Below are 21,076 nucleotides of genomic sequence, written 5' to 3'. Positions count from 1 at the left end.
AAAAATAACGACAGGACTAAAGCTGTGAAAACGACAACAAGACTCGCAGGCCTTGTGCTGCTGTTGCTCGCCGGCGTGGCGCAGGCAGCGACACCCAACCCGTTCGACTGGACCTCGGTACCCAAGAAGGACGACCAGATAACCATGCGCCTGGCTCACTCCCTGAACATGGAGTGGAGTTCGCAGACCGTGGCGCTCAAGCGTTTCGCCGAGCTGGTCGCCATCTATTCGAACAACCGCATCAGACCGCAGATCTTCCCCGGATCGCAGTTGGGCAGCGAGAAGGAAATGCTGCAGCAGGCTCGCCTGGGGGTCATCCAGGTGACCATTCCGGCGACCAACAACATGGCGCCGCTGGCGCCCAGCCTGAACGTGCTGCTGTTGCCCTACCTGACCCAGAGCACCGAGGAGTCCAACTACCTGCTGGACAAGATCACCCCGACCCTGGTGCCGCGAGTGGTCGAGGAGGCGGGCGTACGGATCGTCGGCTGGGAGAACACCGGCTGGCGAAACTTCTTCTACAACGCCGCTGAACCGATCCGCAAACCGGCCGATCTGGCGCCGCTGAAGATGCGCGTGCCACCGAACGCCATCATGCTCGGCACCTACAAGGCCTGGGGGGCGTCACCCGCGCCCATCGCCTGGAACGAGCTCTACAGCGCCTTGCAACAGGGCGTGGTGAAGGGCGGTGACAGCCCGATCACCGACATCCTCGGGATGAAGTTCGACGAGGTCATCTCCCGGGTGACTCGACTGCACTACACCATCCTCACCCACCCCATCGTCGTCTCGGAGCACTGGTTCCAACACCTGCCGCCGGACCTTCAGGAAGTCGTGCTGCGTGCAGGCCGGGAGACCACCGAGTACGTGCGCTGGTGGCAGCCCCTGGATGAAGCCCGCTGGTGGAAAAAGGCCGAGGAAGCAGGCCTCAAGGTCGACAGCATCGAGGATGAAAGCGAGTGGCGTGAACGAGCCCAGGCCATCTGGCCGAACTACTACGGGCTGATTGGCGCCGATGGCGAAGCGCTGGTCAAGACCGCCGCCTACATCCTCAAGACCTACCACGACAACAACAAGTAACGGCCAGCACTTGGCGGCCAGGCATGGGCTTCTCCCTGCCTGGCAGCGCCTAGCCGGAGAGTGGATATGCTCGACATCATTCGAAAGGTTCAACTGACGCTGTGCCATCTGCTGCTGTCGGCGATGGTGCTTACCCTCTTCTTCCAGATCGTGTCCCGCAGCCTTGAGTTCGGCGTGTCTTGGACCGAGGAAGTCTCTCGCTTCGCCTTCGTCTCCTTCGTCTTCATCAGCGCCAGCTATTCGTCCCTGATGAAGGCCGATCTGCGCATCGGTTTCTTCCATGACTGGCTTTGCCAGCGGATCGGCGAAGCGCCGATGCAACTGCTGACGACAGTCATGCTCGTCATCTTCGACTGTCTGATGGTGGTGTATTCGTACGGCAATGTGCTCGACGGCCGGAAATACCCCAGCGTCTCGCCGGTGCTGGGCTTCAACACCAACTACCTGTTCACGGTGCTGGTGTTCGCCTTCGCCCTGTCGGCCATCGGCCGGGTTCTCGGTTGGCGCCAGCGCGCCGTCTCCGTGGAGGACGCGGCATGAGCGACGTACAACTGGTACTGGCGATTTTCCTGCCGCTGATGCTGCTGCTGGGCGTACCCATCTACGCGGCGCTGGGACTGACCGGCTTCGCCGCGGCCTATCTGATGGATGCGCGCCTGGTCTTCGCGTCGCAATCGATCTTCAACGGCGTGGACAACTTCGCGCTGCTGGCGATTCCCTCGTTCATCCTGGCCGGCAACATCATGGAGAAGGGCGGCCTGACCCACGACATCATCCGGATCTTCCGCCGCGCATTCGGCAACGTCCCGGGCAGCCTGGGGATCGTGACGATCTTTTCCTGCATGTTCTTCGCCGCCATTTCCGGCTCCGGTCCCGGCACGGTCGCGGCCATCGGCACGATCATGATCCCGTCGATGATCCGCTACGGCTACCCCGCGCCCTACGCCGCGTCGGTCACGGCCACCGGCGGCACGCTGGGCATCCTGATCCCGCCGAGCAACCCGATGATCATCTACGCGGTGATCGCCAACGTTTCCATCGCCGATGTCTTCGCCGCGGGCCTCATCCCAGGCCTGCTGATGGGCCTGGTGCTCGCCTTCACCGCCTACCTCATGGCCAAGCGCCATGGCGCCGTGGTGACGCGCGCCGAGGACCAGGAGAACGAAAGCGTCGCGGCGCTGGTGTGGAAGGGCAAGTTCGCGCTGTTCCTCCCGGTGCTGATCCTCGGCGGCATCTACTCGGGCATCTTCACGCCGGTGGAGGCGTCCGTCGTGGCGGTGGTCTATGCCCTGGTGGTGGCACGCTTCGTCTATCGCAAGCTGGATCGGCGAGCGCTCTCGTCCGCCTTCGAGCAGACCCACCGGATCGCCGGAGCGCTGATGATCGTCGTCGCCTGCTCGACGCTGCTGGCCACCACGATCACTCTGGAAAGCATCCCGCAACAGATCGGCGAAGCCTTCTCCGGCGTCTCTACCAACCCGCTGGTCATCCTTCTCTGGATCAACATCTTCCTGCTGTTCGTCGGCACCTTCATGGAGACGATCTCGGCGATCATCATCCTCGCCCCGATCCTGGTGCCGCTGGTGACCGCCTTCGGAATCAACCCGGTGCACTTCGGCATCATCCTGGTCACCAATATCCAGATCGCCTTCCTCACACCGCCACTGGGCGTGAACCTCTTCGTGGCCAGCCAGATATCCGGGCTGCCCATCGAGAAGATCATCCGCTCGATCTGGCCCTTCCTGCTGGCACTGCTCGCCGTCCTGGCGCTGGTGACGCTGGTACCGCAGTTGAGCCTGTTCCTCCCTCAACTGCTGCGCGGGTAATACGCGCTACCGGTTACCCCGGATCCTCGTGATCCGGGGTAACCTCCCCAGACGAACATTCGTTCGCCTGCCCCGCCCCCGCGGTCGACCAACCACACAGAGGCCCTGGCGAGAAACGACGCGCGCAATGAAACCGAAGACGGTGTGCGTCCGGACAGATTGGCTGGGATGGGAAGGTAGGCCGTGCAATCGATTCAGGAGGCGAATCGAAAAAGCCGAGGGAGAAGAGAAACGCGAAGGAAAAATGGCGCATCCGGCGGGATTCGAACCCACGACCCCTGCCTTCGGAGGGCAGTACTCTATCCAGCTGAGCTACGGATGCGTTGCGGGCCGCCATCATACGCATCCACGGCGCAAGCGTCCATGGGGCGCGGTGTTCGCGGGTGTGGGCGACGGATATCCGGGCAGGCGTTTTATTTTTTTTACGCCCTATTGCCTGTAAACCGATCAAGCCCTAGCATTCGTTCGAGATTTCAAACGCACCGCAAGTTTTTTCGAGCAGGTGCGGAACGATCGTTGTCCACCCTTAACGCTTTCCTCGCCGGCCTTTCGGGGTCGGCTTTTTCCATTGCCTGCCGCCGACGCCACGCCGCCGGCCCGAAGGAGACCGCGATGCAGCTCAAAGACGCTTCCCTGTTCCGCCAGCAAGCCTACCTCGACGGCGCCTGGGTGGATGCCGACAACGGCCAGACGCTTTCCGTGAACAACCCCGCCACCGGGGAAATCCTCGGCAGCGTGCCGAAGATGGGCCGTGCGGAAACCCGCCGCGCCATCGAGGCCGCCGAGAAGGCGTTGCCGGCCTGGCGCGCGCTGACCGCCAAGGAACGCTCGCAGAAGCTGCGCAAGTGGTTCGAGCTGATGCTCGCCAACCAGGACGACCTGGCGCGCCTGATGACCCTGGAGCAGGGCAAGCCGTTGGCCGAAGCCAAGGGCGAGATCGCCTACGCCGCCTCCTTCATCGAGTGGTTCGCCGAGGAAGCCAAGCGCGTCTACGGCGACACCATTCCCGGCCACCAGCCGGACAAGCGGCTGATCGTGATCAAGCAGCCGATCGGCGTCACCGCTGCCATCACGCCGTGGAACTTCCCCGCGGCGATGATCACCCGCAAGGCCGGCCCGGCACTCGCCGCCGGCTGCACCATGGTGCTAAAGCCCGCGTCGCAGACGCCCTTCTCCGCCCTCGCCCTGGCCGAGCTGGCCGAGCGCGCCGGCATCCCCAAAGGCGTGTTCAGCGTGGTCACCGGTAGCGCCGGCGACATCGGCGGCGAGCTGACCAGCAACCCGATCGTGCGCAAGCTGTCGTTCACCGGTTCCACCGAGATCGGCCGCCAGTTGATGGCCGAGTGTGCCCAGGACATCAAGAAGGTCTCCCTGGAGCTGGGCGGCAACGCGCCCTTCATCGTCTTCGACGACGCCGACCTGGACGCTGCGGTGGACGGTGCGATCGTCTCCAAGTACCGCAACAACGGCCAGACCTGCGTCTGCGCCAACCGCCTCTACGTGCAGGCCGGCGTGTATGACGCCTTCGTCGAGAAACTGAAGGTCGCCGTGGCCAAGCTGAAGATCGGCAACGGCCTGGAAGACGGCGTGACCACCGGTCCGCTGATCGACGACAAGGCGGTGAAGAAGGTCAACGAACACATCGAGGACGCCGTATCCAAGGGCGCCAAGGTGGTCACCGGCGGCAAGCCGCACGCCCTGGGCGGCAGCTTCTTCGAGCCGACCATCCTGGTCGACGTGCCCAAGGACGCGCTGGTCTCCAAGGACGAGACCTTCGGCCCGCTGGCGCCGCTGTTCCGCTTCGAGGACGAGGCCGAAGTCATCACCATGGCCAACGACACCGAGTTCGGCCTGGCCTCCTACTTCTACGCCCGTGACCTGTCCCGCGTGTTCCGCGTGGCCGAGGCGCTGGAATACGGCATGGTCGGCATCAACACCGGGTTGATCTCCAACGAAGTGGCGCCGTTCGGCGGCGTGAAGGCCTCCGGCCTGGGCCGCGAAGGCTCCAAGTACGGCATCGAGGACTACCTCGAGATCAAGTACCTCTGCCTGGGCGTATAACCTTTTCCGTCACGGGCAAGGCGCGAAAGAGCGCGCGGCGACCCGTTTGAACCCACCCGCGGCCCCGGCCGGACGGCGCAGTCGATCAGCGCATGCTGCGCCGCCGCCGGACCCGCGGGTCCTGTTCCGCCACCCCCTGACGCGGTGGCCAACGAGGACGACATGAGCAAGACCAACGAATCCCTGATGCAGCGCCGCCTGGCCGCGGTACCCCGCGGTGTCGGGCAGATCCACCCGGTATTCGCCGAGAAGGCGGAGAACGCCAGCGTGTGGGACGTGGAAGGCCGCGAGTACATCGACTTCGCCGGCGGTATCGCGGTGCTCAACACCGGGCACCTGCATCCGAAAGTGGTCGCCGCCGTGCAGGAACAGCTGAGCAAGCTGTCGCACACCTGCTTCCAGGTGCTGGCCTACGAGCCCTACGTGGCGCTGGCCGAGAAGATCAATGCGCTGGTACCCGGAGACTTCGCCAAGAAGACCTTGCTGGTGACCTCCGGCTCCGAAGCCGTGGAGAACGCGGTGAAGATCGCCCGCGCCGCCACCGGGCGCGCCGGGGTGATCGCCTTCACCGGCGCCTACCACGGCCGCACCATGATGACCCTGGGCCTGACCGGCAAGGTCGTGCCCTACTCCGCCGGCATGGGCCTGATGCCCGGTGGCATCTTCCGCGCCCTGGCGCCCTGCCCGCTGCACGGCGTCAGCGAAGACGAGTCGATCGCCAGCATCGAGCGTATCTTCAAGAACGACGCACAGCCGTCGGACATCGCCGCGATCATCATCGAGCCGGTGCAGGGCGAAGGCGGCTTCTACGTCAACTCGCCGGCCTTCATGCAGCGCCTGCGCGCCCTGTGCGACCAGCACGGCATCCTGCTGATCGCCGACGAAGTACAGACCGGCGCCGGCCGTACCGGCACCTTCTTCGCCAGCGAACAGCTGGGCGTGGTGCCGGACCTGACCACCTTCGCCAAATCGGTCGGCGGTGGCTTCCCGATCTCCGGCGTGTGCGGCAAGGCCGAGCTGATGGACGTCATCGCCCCCGGCGGCCTCGGCGGCACCTACGCCGGCAGCCCTATCGCCTGCGCCGCGGCCCTGGCCGTGCTGGAAGTGTTCGAGGAAGAAAAGCTGCTGGAGCGCTCCAACGCCCTGGGCGAGAAGCTCAAGGCCAGCCTGCGCGAGATCGCCGGGAAGCACAGCGTGATCGGTGACGTGCGCGGCCTGGGCTCGATGGTCGCCATCGAGCTGTTCGAGGGTGGCGACGTGCACAAGCCGGCGGCGGAACTGGTCGGAAAGATCGTCGTACGTGCCCGCGAGAAGGGGCTGATCCTGCTGTCCTGTGGCACCTACTACAACGTCATCCGCTTCCTGATGCCGGTGACCATCCCCGACGCGCAGATGGAAAAAGGCCTGGCGATCCTCGCCGAGTGCTTCGACGAACTCGCCTGACCGGCCTGCGTTCGTCTTTAAAGGCCCGCCTCGCGCGGGCCTTTTCGTTCCTTCCCGCCGCCGACCTCACACCCGCGCCGCTACTCCCGTAACGGCACGCGGATACTGGCATTTCGCCTGCGCTACGCATCGACGCACCGCCGGTCCAGGCGCTAGACTGCGCCCTCGGTTTCATGCAGTCGCGTACGAGAGGACCATGCCGGCGGACCCTTCCCCCTACATATTGATCGCCGCCAAGGCCCCGCTGGCCCAGCGCCTGGCGGAACTGGTGACGCGTTGCCGCCCCGACCTGGCGACCCGCACGCTCGAGGATGGCCAAGCAGCCCTCGAGCGTTGCCGGGAAAAGCCCCCCGTGCTGGCGCTCGCCAGCGGTGATCTGCCCGGCCTGGATGGCATTGCCCTGCTCCGCGAGCTGCGCCGCTACCTGCATACCAGTCGCCTGCCCTTCGTGCTGGTCGACGGACCGACCGACTCGGCCAGCGTCCGCGCCGCATTGCCGCTGGCGCCTTCGGCCTATCTGGCGCCGCCCTTCGCACCGGAGAAGCTCGAAGCCCGGCTGACCGCCTTGTTGCAGACCTCTTTGCGCAGCGCCAACGCGGCCAATGCCGTGGCGCCGACGGTGGAGCAGCTCGACGCCTTCATCGAGCGCGCCCGTGAGGAAGGCGCGGGCGCGCCGATGTTCACCGACATGAGCCGCGCCCTGGCCATGCGCCTGGATGCCGCCGGCCAGGACCTGGTGGAGGTCGAGCACCTGTTCCTGCGCGATCCCCAGGTGACCGCGCGACTGATCACCCGCGCGAACGACAGCCGCGGCCATGACCGTCGCCCGGTGACCGGCCTGGCCGCAGCCCTCGGCCAACTAGGCGTGCTACGGTCGCTGAACCTGGCGCTGGACATCGCCCTGCAATCCCAGGCGCAACTCGCGCACCCACTGCTCGCGGAGCGCGCCGCCCATTACGCCCACCAGGCGCAACACGCCGCCGAGCTGTCCGCCTGGCTGGCGGCGCGCCTGGACCTGGAGACCGAGAATTGCTACACCGCCGGGCTGCTGCACAACATGGGCGACCTTTCCGTGCTGCGCGTCCTGCAACGCTGGGCCGATCTGGGTGGCGCGATCGACGAGGCCATCATGGACAAGGCGCTCACGCAGCATGCCGGGCCGCTGGCCGCCAGCCTGCGCACCCAGTGGAGACTGCCCTTCACCCTGCGTGAATTGATCGCCGCCTATTACGAACTCGGCAGCGGCGTCTTCGCCCGCGAAGCGCTGGTGATGAACCTCACCGGACAACTGCTGCGCAGCGACCCGTCGGACAGCGAGCAACTCGCCGAGGAGCGCGCCGCACGTCTGCTGCGCCTGCGCCCGGAACTGCTGCGCCAGTGGCTGGGGCTGCTGCAGCGCTAGACGCCTAATACAGCCAGCACCAACAACAAACTGCCCGCCGCCAGCAGCGTCTGCAGGGTGATGATGCCGGCCATCAAATGCCCGTCGCCCCCCAGTTGGCGGGTCAGCACGTAGGACGTCGGCGCGGTCGGCAGGGCGAAGAACAGCACCAGGATGACCCGTTCCATGTCCGGCAGATGCAAGCCCCAGCCCACCGCTAGGGCCAGCAGCGGCATCGCCAGCAGGCGCAGCGCACAGTTCCAGCCAAGGCTCGGCAATTCGCCCGAAAGCTCCTTGGGTTGCAGCGCGGCGCCGACGCAGAGCAGGCCCAGCGGCAAGCTGGCGGTGGCCAGCAGACCGAGCAGCTTGTCGCTGCCCAACGGCAGGCCGATGCCCGACAGATTGAGCAGCGCGCCCAGCGCGCAGGCGATGATCAAGGGGTTGCGCAGCACCGGCAGCAACAGCCCGCGCAGGCTCACGCCGCGCTCGGCGGACAGCGCCCAGACCGACATGACGTTGACCGTTGGCACCATCAGCGCCAGCATCAACGCCGCGATCCCCAGACCTTGGGCGCCATAGAGACTGCCGATCACCGCCAGCCCCAGGTAGGTGTTGAAACGCAGGATGCCCTGCGCCAGTGCGCCGAAGCGCCCGGCCGACCAGCCGCGCCAGCGCCGCACCAGCAGCAGCGCGATCCACGCCAGCCCGAGGCCGAGCAGCACCGCCAGCGCCAGCCGCGGCAGCGCCGGGTTGTCCAGCGGTGCCCGCGCCAGGCTGCTGGCGAGCAACGCGGGGAACAGGATGAAGTAATTGAGGCGCTCGGCCCCGGGCCAGAAGGCATCGCTGGGAAAACCGCGGCGGCGCAGGTAGTAGCCGGCGACGATCAACGCGAACAGCGGCCAGAGAGTCAACAGCAGGTTGGACACGGGCACCCCCGGTAGTGGTCGGCGTCTATCCTGCCCAGCCGCCACCGTCACCGCAATCATCACGGAGGTTTTCATGAGCACCCATCAGGGCCGCTGCCACTGCGGCGCCATCGCCTACGCCTTCGACGGCGAACTGACCGACATCGCCCACTGCCATTGCGCGGACTGCCGGCGGACCAGCGGGGGCATTCTCACTACCTGGATCACCGTGCCCCGGGCGAGCTTCCGCTGGCTACGCGGCGAGCCCCGCGAGTACCACAGCAACGCCACCTGCACGCGTTATTTCTGCGGCGATTGTGGCGCGCAACTGGCCCTGCACACGCGCCTGGCGCCGGCGTCGATGGACCTGACCATCGCCACCCTCGATGACGCCGAGCAGGCCGCCGCGCAGAAACACATCTGGACGCGCAGCCGACTGCCCTGGCTGGAGCTGGACGCACACCTGCCGCAGGAGGACGAGGAACAGCTCTGACGTCCCGCCCACGACACCCCTAAAACAGCCCCATCTGCTGTCCCGGCGGTGCGAACAGGCTGCAGTCCAGCGACGCGAGGCGACCGTTCTCCAGGCCCAGGCGTCGGCGCGCCAGGCGAAAGCGCTGCGCCAGCAGGTCGGCGAACTGGCCCTCGCCGCGCATGCGTGAGCCGAAGCGGCTGTCGTAGGTCTTGCCGCCCCGCGACTGGCGGATCAGGCTCATGACGTGCTCGGCGCGCTGGGGAAAATGCGCCTGCAGCCACTGTTCGAACAGCTCGGCGATCTCCAGCGGCAGGCGCAGCAGGACGTAGCCGGCACTCTGCGCCCCGGCATCGCGGGCCGCCTCCAGCAACGCTTCCAGTTCATGGTCGTTGATCATCGGGATCATCGGCGCCAGCAGCGCGCTGACCGGCACACCGGCCTCGTGCAAGGTGCGCATGGCGCGCAGGCGCGCCTTCGGCGCTGCCGTGCGCGGTTCCATGATGCGTTTCAGCTCATCGTCGAGGGTGGTCAGGCTGAACGCCACGCTGACCAGGTTGAGTCGCGCCAGCGGTTCGAGCAGGTCGAGGTCACGCAGGATCAGCGCGCTCTTGGTGACGATGCTCACCGGGTGCCGGTAGCGCAGCAGGATTTCCAGCGCCTGGCGGGTCAGTTGGCGTTCGCGCTCGAGCGGCTGGTAGCCATCGGTATTGATGCCCAGGGCGATCGGCGCCGGCACGTAGCCGGGCTTGGACAGCTCGTCCTCCAGCCGCTCGGCGAGATTGGTCTTGGCGATCAGGCGGGTCTCGAAGTCGATGCCCGGCGACAGGTCCCAGTACGCATGGGTCGGCCGCGCGAAGCAGTAGATGCAGCCGTGCTCGCAGCCGCGGTAGGGATTCACCGAGCGATCGAAGCCGACGTCCGGCGAGCGGTTGCGGCTGATGATGGTCTTCGCGCGCTCCTCGCGTACCTCGGTGGCGACGCAGGACGGCGTCTGCTCCGCGTACCAGCCATCGTCCCAGGCCTCGCTGCGAGTCGGCGCATAGCGGTTGTGCGGATTGTGGGCGGTACCGCGACCGCGCACGGGCAAGTTGGACATGGTCGACCTCGAAATACTGAATATATATACAGTATTCACTCGGTACCAGGCCGGCAAGCCCGCTGGTCGCTAGGCGTCGCGCAGCAGGTCGTTGGCGTTGAGGATCGCCCAGGCCACCTGGGGATGGCGGTCCAGGCAGCGGCGCACGGCCGCGGGCACCGCCTGGCGGGTGCGGCGGCACAGGCCGGGTTGCGGCAGCAATTCGATCTCGAAGCCGCGCGCGGTGCGCACTTCGTTGAAGCCGGGCGCCACCCGCAGGCGCAGGCCGAGCTGCTCGTACATGCGCCGCTGCACGTGTTCCAGGTCCTGCAGGCTGTCGGCCCGCTCCAGGCGCTCGCACAGCGCCTGCTCCTGGGCGCGGGTCAGCAGCAGGATGCGCCGGTCCGCACCCGCCGTGGCCAGCAGGCGCTCACGTTCACAGTCGCAAACGCCCGGGGGGCATTCCTTGCGGATCGACGGATCAGGGCTCATGGGCTGCGATCATAACCCGCCGCGGCGCGGCGGGAAGCCGCAGTTCAGGGATCGACGCGGCCCATCATCTCCGCCACCGACTCGGGACGCTTGGCGTAGCGCTGGGCGAGCACCGCACAGACCATCAGCTGAATCTGGTGGAACAGCATGATCGGCAGGATCAGCAGGCCGATGGAGCTGCCGGCGAACAGCACCTGGGCCATGGGCACGCCGGTGGCCAGGCTCTTCTTCGAGCCGCAGAAGAGGATGGTGATGCGATCCTCCAGGGCAAAGCCGAACAGCCGCGCCAGACGCGAGACGATGAACAGCGCCAGCGCCAGCAGCAGCACGCAGCAGAACACCAGCGCGGCCAGGTCGCGCAGCGCCAACTGGTGCCAGAGGCCGCCGACCACCGCCTCGCTGAAGGCGGTGTAGACCACCAGCAGGATCGAGCCCTGGTCGACGAACTTCAGCCAGGACTTGTTGCGGTCGACCCAGGCACCGATCCAGCGGCGGGCGATCTGCCCGGCGACGAAGGGCACCAGCAGTTGCAGGGTGATCTTGCCGATGGCGTCCAGCATCGAGCCGCCGTCCCCGTGCACGCCCATCAGCACACCCACCAGCAACGGGGTGAGGAAGATGCCGAACAGGCTGGAAGCCGCCGCGCTGCAGATCGCCGCGGGTACGTTGCCGCGCGCCAGCGAGGTGAAGGCGATGGACGACTGCACCGTGGCCGGCAAGGCGCAGAGGTAGAGGATGCCCAGGTACAGCTGGTCGCCGGCCAGCGGCTGCAGCAGCGGCTTGAGCAACAGGCCGAGCACCGGGAACAGCGCGAAGGTGCAGGCGAACACCAGCAGATGCAGGCGCCAGTGACCGGCGCCGGCGATGATCGCCTGGCGCGACAGCTTGGCGCCGTGCAGGAAGAACAGCAGGCCGATGGCGAAGTTGGTGATCCAGCCGGCGACCTGCGCCGGCGTGCCGCTGACCGGCAGCAGGCTGGCGAGCAGGACGGTACCGACCAGGCTCAGGGTGAAGTTATCGGGCAGCAGGCGGGAGCGGGCCATGGCAATTTCTCGTTATCGGTGTTGATGCGCGAAAGCGCGCAGCCTACGCTGCCTGGAAATTTCCGACTAACGGGATGAAGCCATTCGATGACGCGAAACGGACAGGCACGAGCGTTCCAACGGCCGGTGCCGGGGCTTTCCACGCTGCCAAGGCCCGTCTACGGACGGACCGAGTCGCTGCGCGATCGCGCCCTCACCCAGCGCCATGCGCATCCCTGGGTGCAACTCTCCTATGCCATCGCCGGGGTGCTCGAAGTGGTCACCGACGAAGGACGCTTCGTCGCGCCGCCGCAGCGTGCGATCTGGATCCCGGGCGGCATGAACCACCAGGTCTACAGCTCGCCGCGCACCGAGATGCGCAGCCTCTACCTGGACGCCAGCGTGAGCGCCTGGGCGCCACCGGGCTGCCGCGTGTTGGGCGTCAGCCCCCTGCTGCGCGAGCTGATCCGCGCCTTCGCGGCGCTACCGGTGGAGTACCCCGAGGACGGCGCCGAAGGGCGCCTGGTGGCCGTGCTGCTCGACCAGTTGCGCCAGGCCCCCGGCCAGCAGCTGGTGCTGCCGTTGCCCCGCGACACGCGCCTGCGCCAGCTCTGCCGGGCGCTACAGCAGCATCCGCAGCGCACCCACGCGCTGGGCGACTGGGCCGCGCGCCTGGGCTGCTCGGAAAAGACCCTGAGCCGGCGCTTCCAACAGGAGACGGGCCTGGGTTTTCGCGCCTGGCGCCAGCGCCAGCGGCTGTTCGCCGCCCTCGCACCGCTGGAACGCGGCGAGCGGGTCACCGACGTGGCGCTGGCCTGCGGCTACGACTCCACCTCGGCGTTCATCGCCGCCTTCGCACGCCTGTTCGGCACCACGCCCGGGGAGTTCTTCCGTGCGGACGGCCTCAGCCCTGGCGCGCCAGACGCTTGAGGAATACGCCCAGCTCGCGCTCGGTCTGCTTGTCGCCCTTGGCCTGGGCGACCTCCAGGCCCTGCTCCCAGGCCTGCCGCGCCGCCGGCGTATCGCCACTCTCCAGGCAGGCGCGACCGAGCAGCTTCCAGGCGGCCGAATAGCCGGAGTCCAGCTCCACGCAACGGCGCAGGTGCTCCACGGCCGCGCTCGCCTCGCCGGCATCCAGGTGCCCCTTGCCGAGGCCGAAGCGCAGCAGCGGGTTATCGGTGCCCCGTGCCAAGAGTGCATAGAGGTTGTCGAGCATGGTGGTCTCCTTGTCCGGGTCTCCATCATTCCAGCCTTGCACTGACAGAGACAAAGAATTATGGAATAAATAAATTACTTTTTATTCCTTCTTGTTCATTTCGATACCCCCTAGACTCGCTGGCAACCGCATCCTTTTCGGGAGTCCCGCGATGTTCTCGTCCGCTATCCGCTACCTGATCGTTCCTGGCTGGCAGGGTTCGCCGGCCGAGCACTGGCAGAGCCACTGGCAACGCGTGCTGCCCAATGCCCGACGCGTCGAGCAGGCCGACTGGCAGGCGCCGCAGTTGCGCGACTGGGTCTGGCAGCTGCAACAGGACATCCTCGAGGACGACACGCCGGTGCTGCTCATCGCCCACAGTCTGGGCTGCATCACGGTCGCCCACTGGGCCGCGCAGGCCTCGCCCGAAGCACGGCGGCTAATTGCCGGTGCCCTGCTGGTGGCGCCCGCGGATGTCGAGCGGCAGAACTGCCCAGCGGCCCTGCGCAACTTCGCGCCGATTCCGCGACAGCCGCTGCCGTTTCCCGTGGAACTGGTCGGCTCGAGCAACGACCCGGCGATGAGCGAAGCAAGCCTGCTGCAACTGGCGCACGACTGGCAGGCGCCGCTACAGGTGCTCGACGGCGTCGGCCACATCAACGTCGCCTCCGGCCACCAGCGCTGGGAACAGGGCTTCGCCTGGCTGTACCGGCTGCAGAGCCGCTTCGAACGCGCGGCCAGTCGCCGCGCCTGAATCGCTTCACCCCCGCGTACCTGCCGGCCAACCGGCGCGCCGCATCGACCGACCCGGGCCTCGCCCGTTCACGTCCACTGCGCGCGCGTCGCGCATTTATGGAGAAAAACCATGACTGCGGCCCAATCGGCAGCCCTGATTCCCCCCTCGCAACACTTCGAGATCCAGCCGCTGGCGCCACTCGGCGCCGAGGTCTTCGGCCTGGACCTGGCGCAGCCCTTGAACGCGCGGGACTTCGCGCGCGTCCGCCAGGCGCACCTGGACCACGGCCTGCTGGTGTTTCGCGAGCAACGCATCACGCCCGCCCAGCAGGTGGCGTTCAGCCGCCGCTTCGGCGAGTTGCAGATCCATGTGCTGGAGCAGTTCCAGTTGCCGGGCCACCCGGAGGTCATGGTGATCTCCAACATCATCGAGGACGGCCGGCCGATCGGCCTGGGCGACGCCGGCAAGTTCTGGCACTCCGACCTGTCCTACAAGGCGCTGCCCAGCCTGGGCTCGCTGCTGCATGCCCAGGAGCTGCCGAGCGAAGGCGGCGACACCCTGTTCGCCGACCAGTACGCGGCCTGGGACAGCCTGCCTGCCGCGCTCAAGCGCAGGGTCGAGAACCTGCAGGCGGTACACAGCTACACCGCGCGCTATGCGGAAGCCAGGTTCGCCGGCGACTGGCGTCCGGCGCTGTCCCCGGCGCAGTTGGCCCAGGTTGGCGAAGTGAGCCATCCGGTGGTGCGCCGCCATCCGGATACCGGGCGCCGCGCGCTGTTCGTCAACGAGAACTTCACCACCCGGCTGCTCGACGTACCGGCCGAAGAGAGTCGCGCGTTGCTCGACGAACTCTTCGCCCATGCCACCCAGCAGGAGCACGTCTATCGGCATCGCTGGCAGGCCGGTGACCTGCTGTTCTGGGACAACCGCTGCCTGCAGCACCTCGCCAGCGGTTGCCCGGCGCACCTGCGGCGCAAGCTCTACCGCACCACCGTGCAGGGCGAAGCGCCGCTGCGATGAACCTCCAGACCCGCCCAGGAGCTCCGATGAACGCCGCCCTGCAAGGCCACCCGGCCCCGTCGCCCCTCGTCCAGCCGCTGCTCGAAGTCAGCCGCGTCGGCCTGGAATACCGCACGCCGCAACGTCTGGTGCGCGCCACCCACGAGGTGAGTTTCGACGTCTACCCCGCCGACCGCTTCGTCCTGCTCGGGCCCTCGGGCTGCGGCAAGTCCAGTCTGCTCAAGGCCATCGCCGGCTTCATCGAGCCGGCCGCCGGCGAGATTCGCCTGCACGGACGGCCCATCGCCGGCCCTGGCCCGGAACGCATCGTGGTGTTCCAGGAATTCGACCAGTTGCCGGCCTGGAAGACGGTACTGCAGAACGTCATGTTCCCGCTGCTGGCGAGCCGTACCCTGGGCCGCCGCGAAGCCCGCGAGCGCGCCCTGCATTACCTGGAGAAGGTCGGCCTGAGCGCCTTCGCCGACGCCTACCCGCACACCCTTTCCGGCGGCATGAAGGCCCGCGTGGCCATCGCCCGCGCGCTGGCGATGCAGCCGGCGATCCTGCTCATGGACGAACCCTTCGCCGCGCTCGACGCACTGACTCGCCGACGCATGCAGGAGGAATTGCTGACGCTGTGGGACGAGGCGCGCTTCACCCTGCTGTTCGTCACCCACTCGATCGAAGAGGCGCTGCTGCTGGGCAACCGCATCCTGCTGCTATCGCCCCACCCGGGACGGGTACGCGCCGAGCTCAACAGCCATGTCGGCCTCAACGACAACGGCGAGGCGTTGCAGCGCGACGCCGCACGTATTCATCGACTGCTGTTCGAGGAGCCACGGGCATGCGTCTGACCCCCCCGCTGCGCGACGAATACGAGATCATCCCCGCTCCGCTGGGCGAACTGCCGGTGCAACGTCCGTTGTCGCTACCGCGCCGGCTGTGGCAACGGGACGGGCTGCGCAAGGCATTGCTGCTGTTGCTGCTGGCGCTGGTCTGGGAACTGGCGGCGCGCCTGCAGGGCAACGACTTGCTGCTGCCAAGCCCGACGCAGACCGCCCAGGCCTTGTTCGAGGACCTCGGCAACGGCGTGCTGCTGCAGCGCACCGCGGTGTCGCTGGGCATTCTCTCCAAGGGCTACCTGCTGGGCATCCTCCTGGCGCTGGCCTTGACCAGCCTGGCGGTCTCCAGCCAGTTGGGGCGTGATCTGCTCGGCACGCTCACGGCGATGCTCAACCCGCTGCCGCCGATCGCCCTGCTGCCGCTGGCGTTGCTGTGGTTCGGCCTGGGCCAGGGCAGCCTGGTGTTCGTGCTGGTGCACTCGGTGCTCTGGCCGCTGGCGCTGAACACCTACGCGGGCTTTCTCGGCGTCTCCGAAACCCAGCGCATGGCCGGGCGCAACTACGGGCTGCGCGGCCTACGCTTCGTGCTGCTGATCCTGGTGCCGGGCGCACTGCCGTCGATCCTCGCCGGCCTGAAGATCGGCTGGGCCTTCGCCTGGCGTACGCTGATCGCCGCCGAGCTGGTGTTCGGCGCCTCCAGCGGCCAGGGCGGCCTGGGCTGGTACATCTTCCAGAACCGCAACGAACTGTTCACCGACCGGGTCTTCGCCGGCCTGGCGATGGTGATCCTCATCGGCCTGCTGGTGGAGAACCTGGTGTTCGCCACCCTCGAACGCCTCAGCGTGCGCCGCTGGGGCATGCAACGGATTTAGGGCCTGCTCCCGCTTCGTTCGCTAAACGGGAACAGTCCTAAGCCAAACAATCCGCGAGACCGGTCCCCCGGATCGCCAGACACGACGCGCACCGCGCACCGCGCACCTTCACGATCCGGGGAATCCATGAAACGACACCTTCGCAACACCCTGCTGGCCAGCGCCCTGCTGCTGCCGACACTGGCCCAGGCCGAGGGCCACATCAGCATCGCCCAGCAATTCGGCATCGGCTACTTGATGCTCGACGTGGTCAAGCAACAGCGGCTGATCGAAAAGCACGGTCAGGCCGAAGGCCTGGATATCCAGGTGGAATGGAAGACCCTGTCGGGCGCCACGGCGATGAACGAGGCACTGCTGGCCGGCGCCCTGGACGTGGTCTCCGCCGGCGTACCGCCGATGCTCACCGTCTGGGACCGTACCCGCGGCAAGCAGAACGTCAAGGCCATCGCCAGCCTCGGCTCGATGCCCAACTACCTGCTGAGCAACCGCCCCGAGGTGAAGAGCCTCGACGACCTGGGTGAGCAAGACCGCATCGCCGTGCCCGCCGCAGGCGTCGGCTTCCAGTCGCGCACCCTGCAGATCGAGGCGGCGCGGCGCTACGGCAAGGCCGACTTCCAGCACTTCGACCGACTATCCCTGAGCCTGCCGCACCCGGACGCCACCGCCGCACTGATCAGCGGCGGCTCGGAAGTCACCGCGCACTTCTCCAGCCCACCGTTCATGTACCAGGCGCTGGAGCACCCCAACGTGCACAAGGTGGTCAGCAGCTACGACATCCTCGGCGGCCCGGCCAGCTTCAATGTGCTGTACACCACCGAACGCTTCCATGACACCAACCCGAAGACCTACCGCGCGTTCTACGCCGCCCTCGCCGAAGCCGCGCAGATCATCGCCGCGGACACGCCGGCGGCGGCGCAAACCTACCTCGACGTGGAACACTCGAAGCTACCGCTGGCGCTGCTGCAACGAATCATCGAAGACCCCGAGGTGGAGTTCACCGTCTCGCCACAGCGCACCCAGGTCTATGCCGATCGTCTGCATGAACTGGGCGTGCTCAAGCACGCCGCCGACTCCTGGAAAGACTATTTCTTCGAAGAGGCCTGGGCCAATCCTGGCAGTTGAACCCGAGACGAGCTGTGCTCAGCAAGAATTTGGCTTCGTGGGCCGGCACACCGTGCGCGCGGCGATCCTCATCGAATCCGCCCCTGCAGGTGCCGGGCCACCGTCAATGCCTCCGGCGAGCACTGGGCGCAGCGCCCGAGGATCGCTTCACCCCGGCATTTCCTAACGAAAACGCATAAGCAAATCGAAAATTAGTCTTTTGCATGATTAAACCGACTCGGCATACTTCGCGCCGGCCTGGCGTGCGTCCGCGCGCCAGCGCCCGTTTTTCGCGGAACCGCCGGGCGCAATGGCAGCGCCGACCGATACCCATGGATCACACCGTCATCGGTTCCGCTCCGCCCGTAACGGAGCTCCGATGAAAGCCGTACTCGCCTTGCTGCTGTCCGCCGCGCTGACACTTCCCGCGTTTGCCAACGCCACCGAATCCACGCCGCTGGAAATTGGCTACATGCCGATCCTTCCGGTCGCCCCGCTGTTCGTCGAACTGGAGAACGGCGCCCTTGCCCAGGCCGGCATCGCGCCGAAGCTGGTGCAGTTCCAGAATGGCCCGGCGATGGTCCAGGCGCTGCTCTCCGGGCAGCTCGACGTCGCCTACCTGGGCATCGGCCCGGCCATGGTCGCTCGCGCCCGTGGCGCCGACATCAAGGTGATCGCCTCGAGCATCATCGACCAGGTGTCCTTCCTCGCCCGCGGTGAGCTGGCGCCCTACTTCGCCGACGGCCAGGACGCGGCCAGTGCCTTCCAGCGCTTCACCCAGGACAAGGGGCGCAAGCCGACCCTCACCACCTTCCCCACCGGCTCGGTGCCCGACACCGTGCTGCGCTATTGGCTGCAGCACGTGCTGAAGGTGGACACCGGCGCGGTGAACATCATTTACCAGGGCGAGGCCCAGGCGCAGCAGGCGCTGCTCACCGGGGCGGTGGACGGCGCCGCGCTGCTGGAGCCGATCATCAGCATGGTGCTGGCACGCCAGCCGGACGCCCACGTGGTGGCCAGCGGCTCGCAGATGTTCCCCGACCAGCCCGGCGCCGTGCTGGTGGTGCGCAGCAGCGCCCTGGCCGCCCATCCGCAGGCCATCGAGGGCTTGCTGAGCGCGCACCTGGCGGCAGCCAAGCAGCTCAACGAAGACCCCGAAGCCGTCGCCCCGATGGTCGCCAAGTACGTCGGCGGCGGTCGCCTGCCGGCCGCCGTGGTGCGGGACGCGCTGCACCGCTCCCAGGGCAACTTCGTCGTCGACCCGCACCGTATCGTCGAGGCTACGGCGCGCATGCAGGACTTCCAGACCGCGCTGGGCACGCTGAAGACCCCGGTGGACATCGACACGCTGTTCGATTTCAGCCTGTACGACGCCGGGCAGCCGCGGTAAGGCCATGAATCGAAGCTCCCACGCCCTGCGCCGGACGGCGCTTGGCGCCCTCGGCATTCTGCTCTTCGTGGCGCTCTGGAAAGCGGCCGGCAGCTTCGGCTGGGCGCCCGCCGGCACCCTTCCCGATCCCTTCGCCACGCCCCAGGCGCTGCTCGAGGAAATTCGTGCCGGGCGCCTGCTGCCTGCCGTCGAATCCAGCCTGGTGCATTATGTCTGGGGCCTGCTGCTGGGCAGCCTGCTGGGCATTGCGGTGGGTTTTGCCGCCGCCACCAGCGCCGTCTTTCACGACCTGCAAGCCTGGCTGGCCCGCGTGCTGCGGCCGATCCCGCCGCTGGCGTGGGTGATCTTCGCCATCGCCTGGTTCCAGGTCAGCCACGCAGGCGCCGCCTTCGTCATCGCCATCGGGGTGTTCTGGGTCAACTACTTCGCCACCGCCTCGGCGGTCGCCGGGGTCGATCCACGCTTGCGCGAGCTGGCCGCTGCCTTCGGCCAGCAGCGCTACTTCACCCTGCACCGCAAGATTACCCTGCCGGCGGCGCTGCCGGGCATCCTCTCCGGATTGCGTACCGGTGTCGGCCAGGCCTGGATGACGCTGATCGCCGCCGAGCTGCTCGGCGTGCCCGGCATGGGCCAGGAGATGAATGCCGCGGCCGGGGTCGGCGCCTACGAGGCGGTGGTGGTGTACATGCTGGTGATCTCGGCGATCTACTCGTTCTGCGACTGGGTTTTCTCCCGCATCGAAAGGAGGCTGCTGAAATGGCGCCCGTCCTGACCGCCGCAGGCATCACCCTGCGCTACGCCAACGCCGCCGAGCCGGTGCTGCGCGAGTTTTCGCTCAGTGTCGACGCGGGCGAGTTCGTCGCCGTGGTCGGTGGCTCCGGCGTCGGCAAGTCGACCCTGCTGCGGGTGCTCGCCGGGCTGGCGCGCCCCGAGCGCGGCGAGGTCATCCTCACCGCCCAGGCGCGCGAAGGCGCACGGCCCCGCGCCACGGTGTTCCAGGATGGTCGTCTGCTTCCCTGGCGGCGCCTGCGCGAGAACATCGCCTTCGGTCTCGAAGGCCTCGGCCTGGCGCGCCCGGAAGTGGACGCCCGGGTCGCCGAAGTGCTCGCGCTGACCGGCCTGGAAGCCCTCGCCGAGCGCTATCCGGCGGAGCTCTCCGGCGGACAGCTGCAACGCGGCGGCATCGCCCGCGCGCTGGCCGTGCAGCCGGACGTACTGCTGATGGACGAGCCTTTCTCGGCGGTCGACGCACTGACCCGCGAATCCCTGCAGGACGAGCTGCTGCGCCTGTGGCAGTTGCGCCGCAAGGCGGTTATCTTCGTGACCCACGACATTGCCGAGGCGGTGCTGCTGGCCGACCGGGTGATCGTGCTGGGCGGCAAGCCGGCGCGCGTCGCCCTGGAGCTGCCGATCCCCCTGGGGCGCCCGCGCCGCCGTGGCCACGACGAGATGGCCGAATACATCGAACAGATTGCGAGTGCCCTGTAATGAGCCTGAAAGTCCTGATCCACGCCGTCGACGACGCCTCCCTGGCACGCGCCCGGGCGAATGCCCGCAACCTGGTGGCGGCGGCGCCGGATGCCCAGTGCGAAATCGTCGTCAACGCCGCGGCGGTAGCTGCCGCGCTGGCCAGCCCCGACGCGCAGACCGACGCACTGCTGCGCCTGTGCGGGAACACCCTGACGCGCAACGAACTGAAACCGTCGCCCGGCTTGCAGAGCGTCCCGGCGGCGGTGCTGCACCTGGCTCAGCGTCAGGCCGAGGGCTGGGCCTACATCCGCGCCTGAGCCTCAGCCCGACACCTGCAACGGGCAGGCCTGCCGCGCCCGTTCGGCCAACGCATCGCGCAGCGCTTGCAACTGCGCGATGCGTTCGTCGAGCAGGACGATCTTCTCCTGGAACAATGCCCCCAGGCGCTCGCCGGAGGCCTCCGGCTCGCCCCACAGTTGCGGCAGGCGCGCGCCGATCTCGCCAAGGCTGAAGCCCAGACGCTGGGCCTGCTTGATGTAGCCCACCAGTTGCACCGCCTCCACCGGGTAGCTGCGGTAGCCGTTCGCGGCGCGCTGCGGCCGCAACAGGCCACGGGCCTCGTAAAAGCGCAGCGTATCCACCGATACCCCGGCCAACCGGGCCACCTCTCCGATCTTCATTCCCGCCTCGCTTGACTCTGGACCTTGCTCC

At 67.4% G+C, this 21,076-nt stretch carries 23 protein-coding genes and 1 tRNA gene; 17 read left to right on the top strand and 7 right to left on the bottom strand.

All coding sequences use genetic code 11. From position 1 onward, the window contains the following. The first annotated feature begins 24 nt into the window (after positions 1–24). The 3 genes from ACYRGX_RS03955 (at position 25) to ACYRGX_RS03945 (ending at position 2,906) form a co-directional block, all read left to right on the top strand. Positions 25–1,080, top strand: a complete 1,056-nt coding sequence (locus tag ACYRGX_RS03955) for a TRAP transporter substrate-binding protein (protein WP_473055314.1) — start codon at positions 25–27, stop codon at positions 1,078–1,080. Positions 1,081–1,146: 66 nt separating this feature from the next. Then, on the top strand, positions 1,147–1,620 hold the full coding sequence (locus ACYRGX_RS03950) for a TRAP transporter small permease (RefSeq protein ID WP_473055313.1): 474 nt from the start codon (positions 1,147–1,149) through the stop codon (positions 1,618–1,620). Continuing rightward, positions 1,617–2,906 (top strand): TRAP transporter large permease, encoded by a 1,290-nt coding sequence (locus ACYRGX_RS03945; protein WP_473055312.1) that lies wholly within the window; start codon positions 1,617–1,619, stop codon positions 2,904–2,906. Before ACYRGX_RS03950 ends, ACYRGX_RS03945 begins: the two co-directional genes overlap by 4 nt. Positions 2,907–3,151: 245 nt before the next feature. On the opposite strand, the gene ACYRGX_RS03940 is transcribed toward ACYRGX_RS03945, so the two are convergent. After that, positions 3,152–3,228: transfer RNA gene (locus ACYRGX_RS03940), tRNA-Arg, on the bottom strand. A 290-nt stretch (positions 3,229–3,518) separates the two neighbouring features. On the opposite strand from ACYRGX_RS03940, the gene gabD reads away from it, so the two are divergent. The 3 genes from gabD (at position 3,519) to ACYRGX_RS03925 (ending at position 7,812) form a co-directional block, all read left to right on the top strand. Further along, the gene (gene gabD, locus ACYRGX_RS03935) at positions 3,519–4,967 is read left to right on the top strand and encodes an NADP-dependent succinate-semialdehyde dehydrogenase (RefSeq protein ID WP_473055311.1); all 1,449 of its coding nucleotides are present in this window, start codon (positions 3,519–3,521) and stop codon (positions 4,965–4,967) included. 162 nt (positions 4,968–5,129) lie between these two features. Beyond that, positions 5,130–6,410, top strand: coding sequence for a 4-aminobutyrate--2-oxoglutarate transaminase (gene gabT, locus ACYRGX_RS03930; RefSeq protein ID WP_473055310.1), 1,281 nt, complete (start codon positions 5,130–5,132; stop codon positions 6,408–6,410). Positions 6,411–6,606: 196 nt separating this feature from the next. Beyond that, positions 6,607–7,812, top strand: a complete 1,206-nt coding sequence (locus tag ACYRGX_RS03925) for an HDOD domain-containing protein (protein WP_473055309.1) — start codon at positions 6,607–6,609, stop codon at positions 7,810–7,812. On the opposite strand, the gene ACYRGX_RS03920 is transcribed toward ACYRGX_RS03925, so the two are convergent. Continuing rightward, complete coding sequence (locus ACYRGX_RS03920) at positions 7,809–8,777, bottom strand: AEC family transporter (protein ID WP_473056629.1); 969 nt, start codon at positions 8,775–8,777, stop codon at positions 7,809–7,811. The genes ACYRGX_RS03925 and ACYRGX_RS03920 overlap by 4 nt on opposite strands. 13 nt (positions 8,778–8,790) lie before the next feature. On the opposite strand from ACYRGX_RS03920, the gene ACYRGX_RS03915 reads away from it, so the two are divergent. Beyond that, positions 8,791–9,189 carry a GFA family protein gene (locus tag ACYRGX_RS03915; RefSeq protein WP_473055308.1) on the top strand — a complete coding sequence of 133 codons (399 nt, stop codon included), beginning with the start codon at positions 8,791–8,793 and terminating at the stop codon, positions 9,187–9,189. Positions 9,190–9,208: 19 nt separating this feature from the next. On the opposite strand, the gene ACYRGX_RS03910 is transcribed toward ACYRGX_RS03915, so the two are convergent. From ACYRGX_RS03910 to ACYRGX_RS03900, 3 genes are all read right to left on the bottom strand, one after another. Next, positions 9,209–10,267: a PA0069 family radical SAM protein gene (locus tag ACYRGX_RS03910; protein WP_473055307.1), complete on the bottom strand. Its 1,059-nt coding sequence runs from the start codon at positions 10,265–10,267 to the stop codon at positions 9,209–9,211. Between the two features lie 69 nt (positions 10,268–10,336). Then, the gene (locus ACYRGX_RS03905; protein WP_473055306.1) at positions 10,337–10,738 is read right to left on the bottom strand and encodes a hypothetical protein; all 402 of its coding nucleotides are present in this window, start codon (positions 10,736–10,738) and stop codon (positions 10,337–10,339) included. A gap of 44 nt (positions 10,739–10,782) precedes the next feature. After that, positions 10,783–11,781 (bottom strand): bile acid:sodium symporter family protein, encoded by a 999-nt coding sequence (locus ACYRGX_RS03900; RefSeq protein WP_473055305.1) that lies wholly within the window; start codon positions 11,779–11,781, stop codon positions 10,783–10,785. 87 nt (positions 11,782–11,868) lie between these two features. Between ACYRGX_RS03900 and ACYRGX_RS03895 the strand changes: the two genes are divergently transcribed. Beyond that, a complete protein-coding gene (locus ACYRGX_RS03895; protein WP_473055304.1) occupies positions 11,869–12,690 on the top strand; it encodes an AraC family transcriptional regulator in 822 nt (273 codons plus the stop codon). On the opposite strand, the gene ACYRGX_RS03890 is transcribed toward ACYRGX_RS03895, so the two are convergent. Next, positions 12,665–12,976 carry a tetratricopeptide repeat protein gene (locus tag ACYRGX_RS03890; protein WP_473055303.1) on the bottom strand — a complete coding sequence of 104 codons (312 nt, stop codon included), beginning with the start codon at positions 12,974–12,976 and terminating at the stop codon, positions 12,665–12,667. The two genes, ACYRGX_RS03895 and ACYRGX_RS03890, sit on opposite strands and share 26 nt — an antisense overlap. A 151-nt stretch (positions 12,977–13,127) precedes the next feature. Between ACYRGX_RS03890 and ACYRGX_RS03885 the strand changes: the two genes are divergently transcribed. The 9 genes from ACYRGX_RS03885 to ACYRGX_RS03845 all read left to right on the top strand — a co-directional run bounded on the left by ACYRGX_RS03885 (position 13,128) and on the right by ACYRGX_RS03845 (position 20,682). After that, complete coding sequence (locus ACYRGX_RS03885) at positions 13,128–13,709, top strand: alpha/beta hydrolase (RefSeq protein ID WP_473055302.1); 582 nt, start codon at positions 13,128–13,130, stop codon at positions 13,707–13,709. Between the two features lie 111 nt (positions 13,710–13,820). Continuing rightward, positions 13,821–14,711 (top strand): TauD/TfdA dioxygenase family protein, encoded by an 891-nt coding sequence (locus ACYRGX_RS03880; RefSeq protein ID WP_473055301.1) that lies wholly within the window; start codon positions 13,821–13,823, stop codon positions 14,709–14,711. A gap of 26 nt (positions 14,712–14,737) precedes the next feature. Further along, positions 14,738–15,544, top strand: a complete 807-nt coding sequence (locus tag ACYRGX_RS03875; protein WP_473055300.1) for an ABC transporter ATP-binding protein — start codon at positions 14,738–14,740, stop codon at positions 15,542–15,544. Beyond that, entirely contained in the window at positions 15,535–16,404 is an 870-nt protein-coding gene (locus tag ACYRGX_RS03870) for an ABC transporter permease (protein ID WP_473055299.1), read from the top strand. The genes ACYRGX_RS03875 and ACYRGX_RS03870 overlap by 10 nt, the downstream gene beginning before the upstream one ends. Positions 16,405–16,530: 126 nt before the next feature. Then, entirely contained in the window at positions 16,531–17,526 is a 996-nt protein-coding gene (locus ACYRGX_RS03865) for an ABC transporter substrate-binding protein (protein WP_473055298.1), read from the top strand. A 358-nt stretch (positions 17,527–17,884) separates the two neighbouring features. Beyond that, positions 17,885–18,895 carry an ABC transporter substrate-binding protein gene (locus ACYRGX_RS03860; protein ID WP_473055297.1) on the top strand — a complete coding sequence of 337 codons (1,011 nt, stop codon included), beginning with the start codon at positions 17,885–17,887 and terminating at the stop codon, positions 18,893–18,895. Between the two features lie 4 nt (positions 18,896–18,899). After that, positions 18,900–19,667, top strand: coding sequence for an ABC transporter permease (locus ACYRGX_RS03855; protein WP_473055296.1), 768 nt, complete (start codon positions 18,900–18,902; stop codon positions 19,665–19,667). After that, positions 19,652–20,383: an ABC transporter ATP-binding protein gene (locus ACYRGX_RS03850; RefSeq protein ID WP_473055295.1), complete on the top strand. Its 732-nt coding sequence runs from the start codon at positions 19,652–19,654 to the stop codon at positions 20,381–20,383. The genes ACYRGX_RS03855 and ACYRGX_RS03850 overlap by 16 nt, the downstream gene beginning before the upstream one ends. After that, positions 20,383–20,682 (top strand): DsrE family protein, encoded by a 300-nt coding sequence (locus ACYRGX_RS03845; RefSeq protein ID WP_473055294.1) that lies wholly within the window; start codon positions 20,383–20,385, stop codon positions 20,680–20,682. Before ACYRGX_RS03850 ends, ACYRGX_RS03845 begins: the two co-directional genes overlap by 1 nt. 3 nt (positions 20,683–20,685) lie before the next feature. Here the strand turns inward: ACYRGX_RS03845 and ACYRGX_RS03840 are convergent, their stop codons facing one another. Then, positions 20,686–21,045, bottom strand: coding sequence for a MerR family transcriptional regulator (locus ACYRGX_RS03840; RefSeq protein ID WP_473055293.1), 360 nt, complete (start codon positions 21,043–21,045; stop codon positions 20,686–20,688). Positions 21,046–21,076: the final 31 nt, after the last annotated feature.

It is taken from the genome of Pseudomonas sp. R4-15 (assembly GCF_055768815.1).
This window is presented reverse-complemented; position numbering and strand designations above follow the sequence as displayed.

Bases quoted from the DNA above. Each gene is read 5' to 3' on its own strand.
- ACYRGX_RS03915 (WP_473055308.1), top strand. From the start codon at position 8,791: ATGAGCACCCATCAGGGCCGCTGCCACTGCGGCGCCATCGCCTACGCC.
- ACYRGX_RS03840 (WP_473055293.1), bottom strand. From the start codon at position 21,045: ATGAAGATCGGAGAGGTGGCCCGGTTGGCCGGGGTATCGGTGGATACG.
- ACYRGX_RS03945 (WP_473055312.1), top strand. From the start codon at position 1,617: ATGAGCGACGTACAACTGGTACTGGCGATTTTCCTGCCGCTGATGCTG.
- ACYRGX_RS03885 (WP_473055302.1), top strand. From the start codon at position 13,128: ATGTTCTCGTCCGCTATCCGCTACCTGATCGTTCCTGGCTGGCAGGGT.
- ACYRGX_RS03905 (WP_473055306.1), bottom strand. From the start codon at position 10,738: ATGAGCCCTGATCCGTCGATCCGCAAGGAATGCCCCCCGGGCGTTTGC.
- ACYRGX_RS03900 (WP_473055305.1), bottom strand. From the start codon at position 11,781: ATGGCCCGCTCCCGCCTGCTGCCCGATAACTTCACCCTGAGCCTGGTC.
- ACYRGX_RS03920 (WP_473056629.1), bottom strand. From the start codon at position 8,777: ATGATTGCGGTGACGGTGGCGGCTGGGCAGGATAGACGCCGACCACTA.
- ACYRGX_RS03925 (WP_473055309.1), top strand. From the start codon at position 6,607: ATGCCGGCGGACCCTTCCCCCTACATATTGATCGCCGCCAAGGCCCCG.
- ACYRGX_RS03860 (WP_473055297.1), top strand. From the start codon at position 17,885: ATGAAAGCCGTACTCGCCTTGCTGCTGTCCGCCGCGCTGACACTTCCC.
- ACYRGX_RS03845 (WP_473055294.1), top strand. From the start codon at position 20,383: ATGAGCCTGAAAGTCCTGATCCACGCCGTCGACGACGCCTCCCTGGCA.
- ACYRGX_RS03870 (WP_473055299.1), top strand. From the start codon at position 15,535: ATGCGTCTGACCCCCCCGCTGCGCGACGAATACGAGATCATCCCCGCT.
- gabD (WP_473055311.1), top strand. From the start codon at position 3,519: ATGCAGCTCAAAGACGCTTCCCTGTTCCGCCAGCAAGCCTACCTCGAC.
- gabT (WP_473055310.1), top strand. From the start codon at position 5,130: ATGAGCAAGACCAACGAATCCCTGATGCAGCGCCGCCTGGCCGCGGTA.
- ACYRGX_RS03895 (WP_473055304.1), top strand. From the start codon at position 11,869: ATGACGCGAAACGGACAGGCACGAGCGTTCCAACGGCCGGTGCCGGGG.
- ACYRGX_RS03910 (WP_473055307.1), bottom strand. From the start codon at position 10,267: ATGTCCAACTTGCCCGTGCGCGGTCGCGGTACCGCCCACAATCCGCAC.
- ACYRGX_RS03875 (WP_473055300.1), top strand. From the start codon at position 14,738: ATGAACGCCGCCCTGCAAGGCCACCCGGCCCCGTCGCCCCTCGTCCAG.
- ACYRGX_RS03880 (WP_473055301.1), top strand. From the start codon at position 13,821: ATGACTGCGGCCCAATCGGCAGCCCTGATTCCCCCCTCGCAACACTTC.
- ACYRGX_RS03855 (WP_473055296.1), top strand. From the start codon at position 18,900: ATGAATCGAAGCTCCCACGCCCTGCGCCGGACGGCGCTTGGCGCCCTC.
- ACYRGX_RS03950 (WP_473055313.1), top strand. From the start codon at position 1,147: ATGCTCGACATCATTCGAAAGGTTCAACTGACGCTGTGCCATCTGCTG.
- ACYRGX_RS03850 (WP_473055295.1), top strand. From the start codon at position 19,652: ATGGCGCCCGTCCTGACCGCCGCAGGCATCACCCTGCGCTACGCCAAC.
- ACYRGX_RS03865 (WP_473055298.1), top strand. From the start codon at position 16,531: ATGAAACGACACCTTCGCAACACCCTGCTGGCCAGCGCCCTGCTGCTG.
- ACYRGX_RS03890 (WP_473055303.1), bottom strand. From the start codon at position 12,976: ATGCTCGACAACCTCTATGCACTCTTGGCACGGGGCACCGATAACCCG.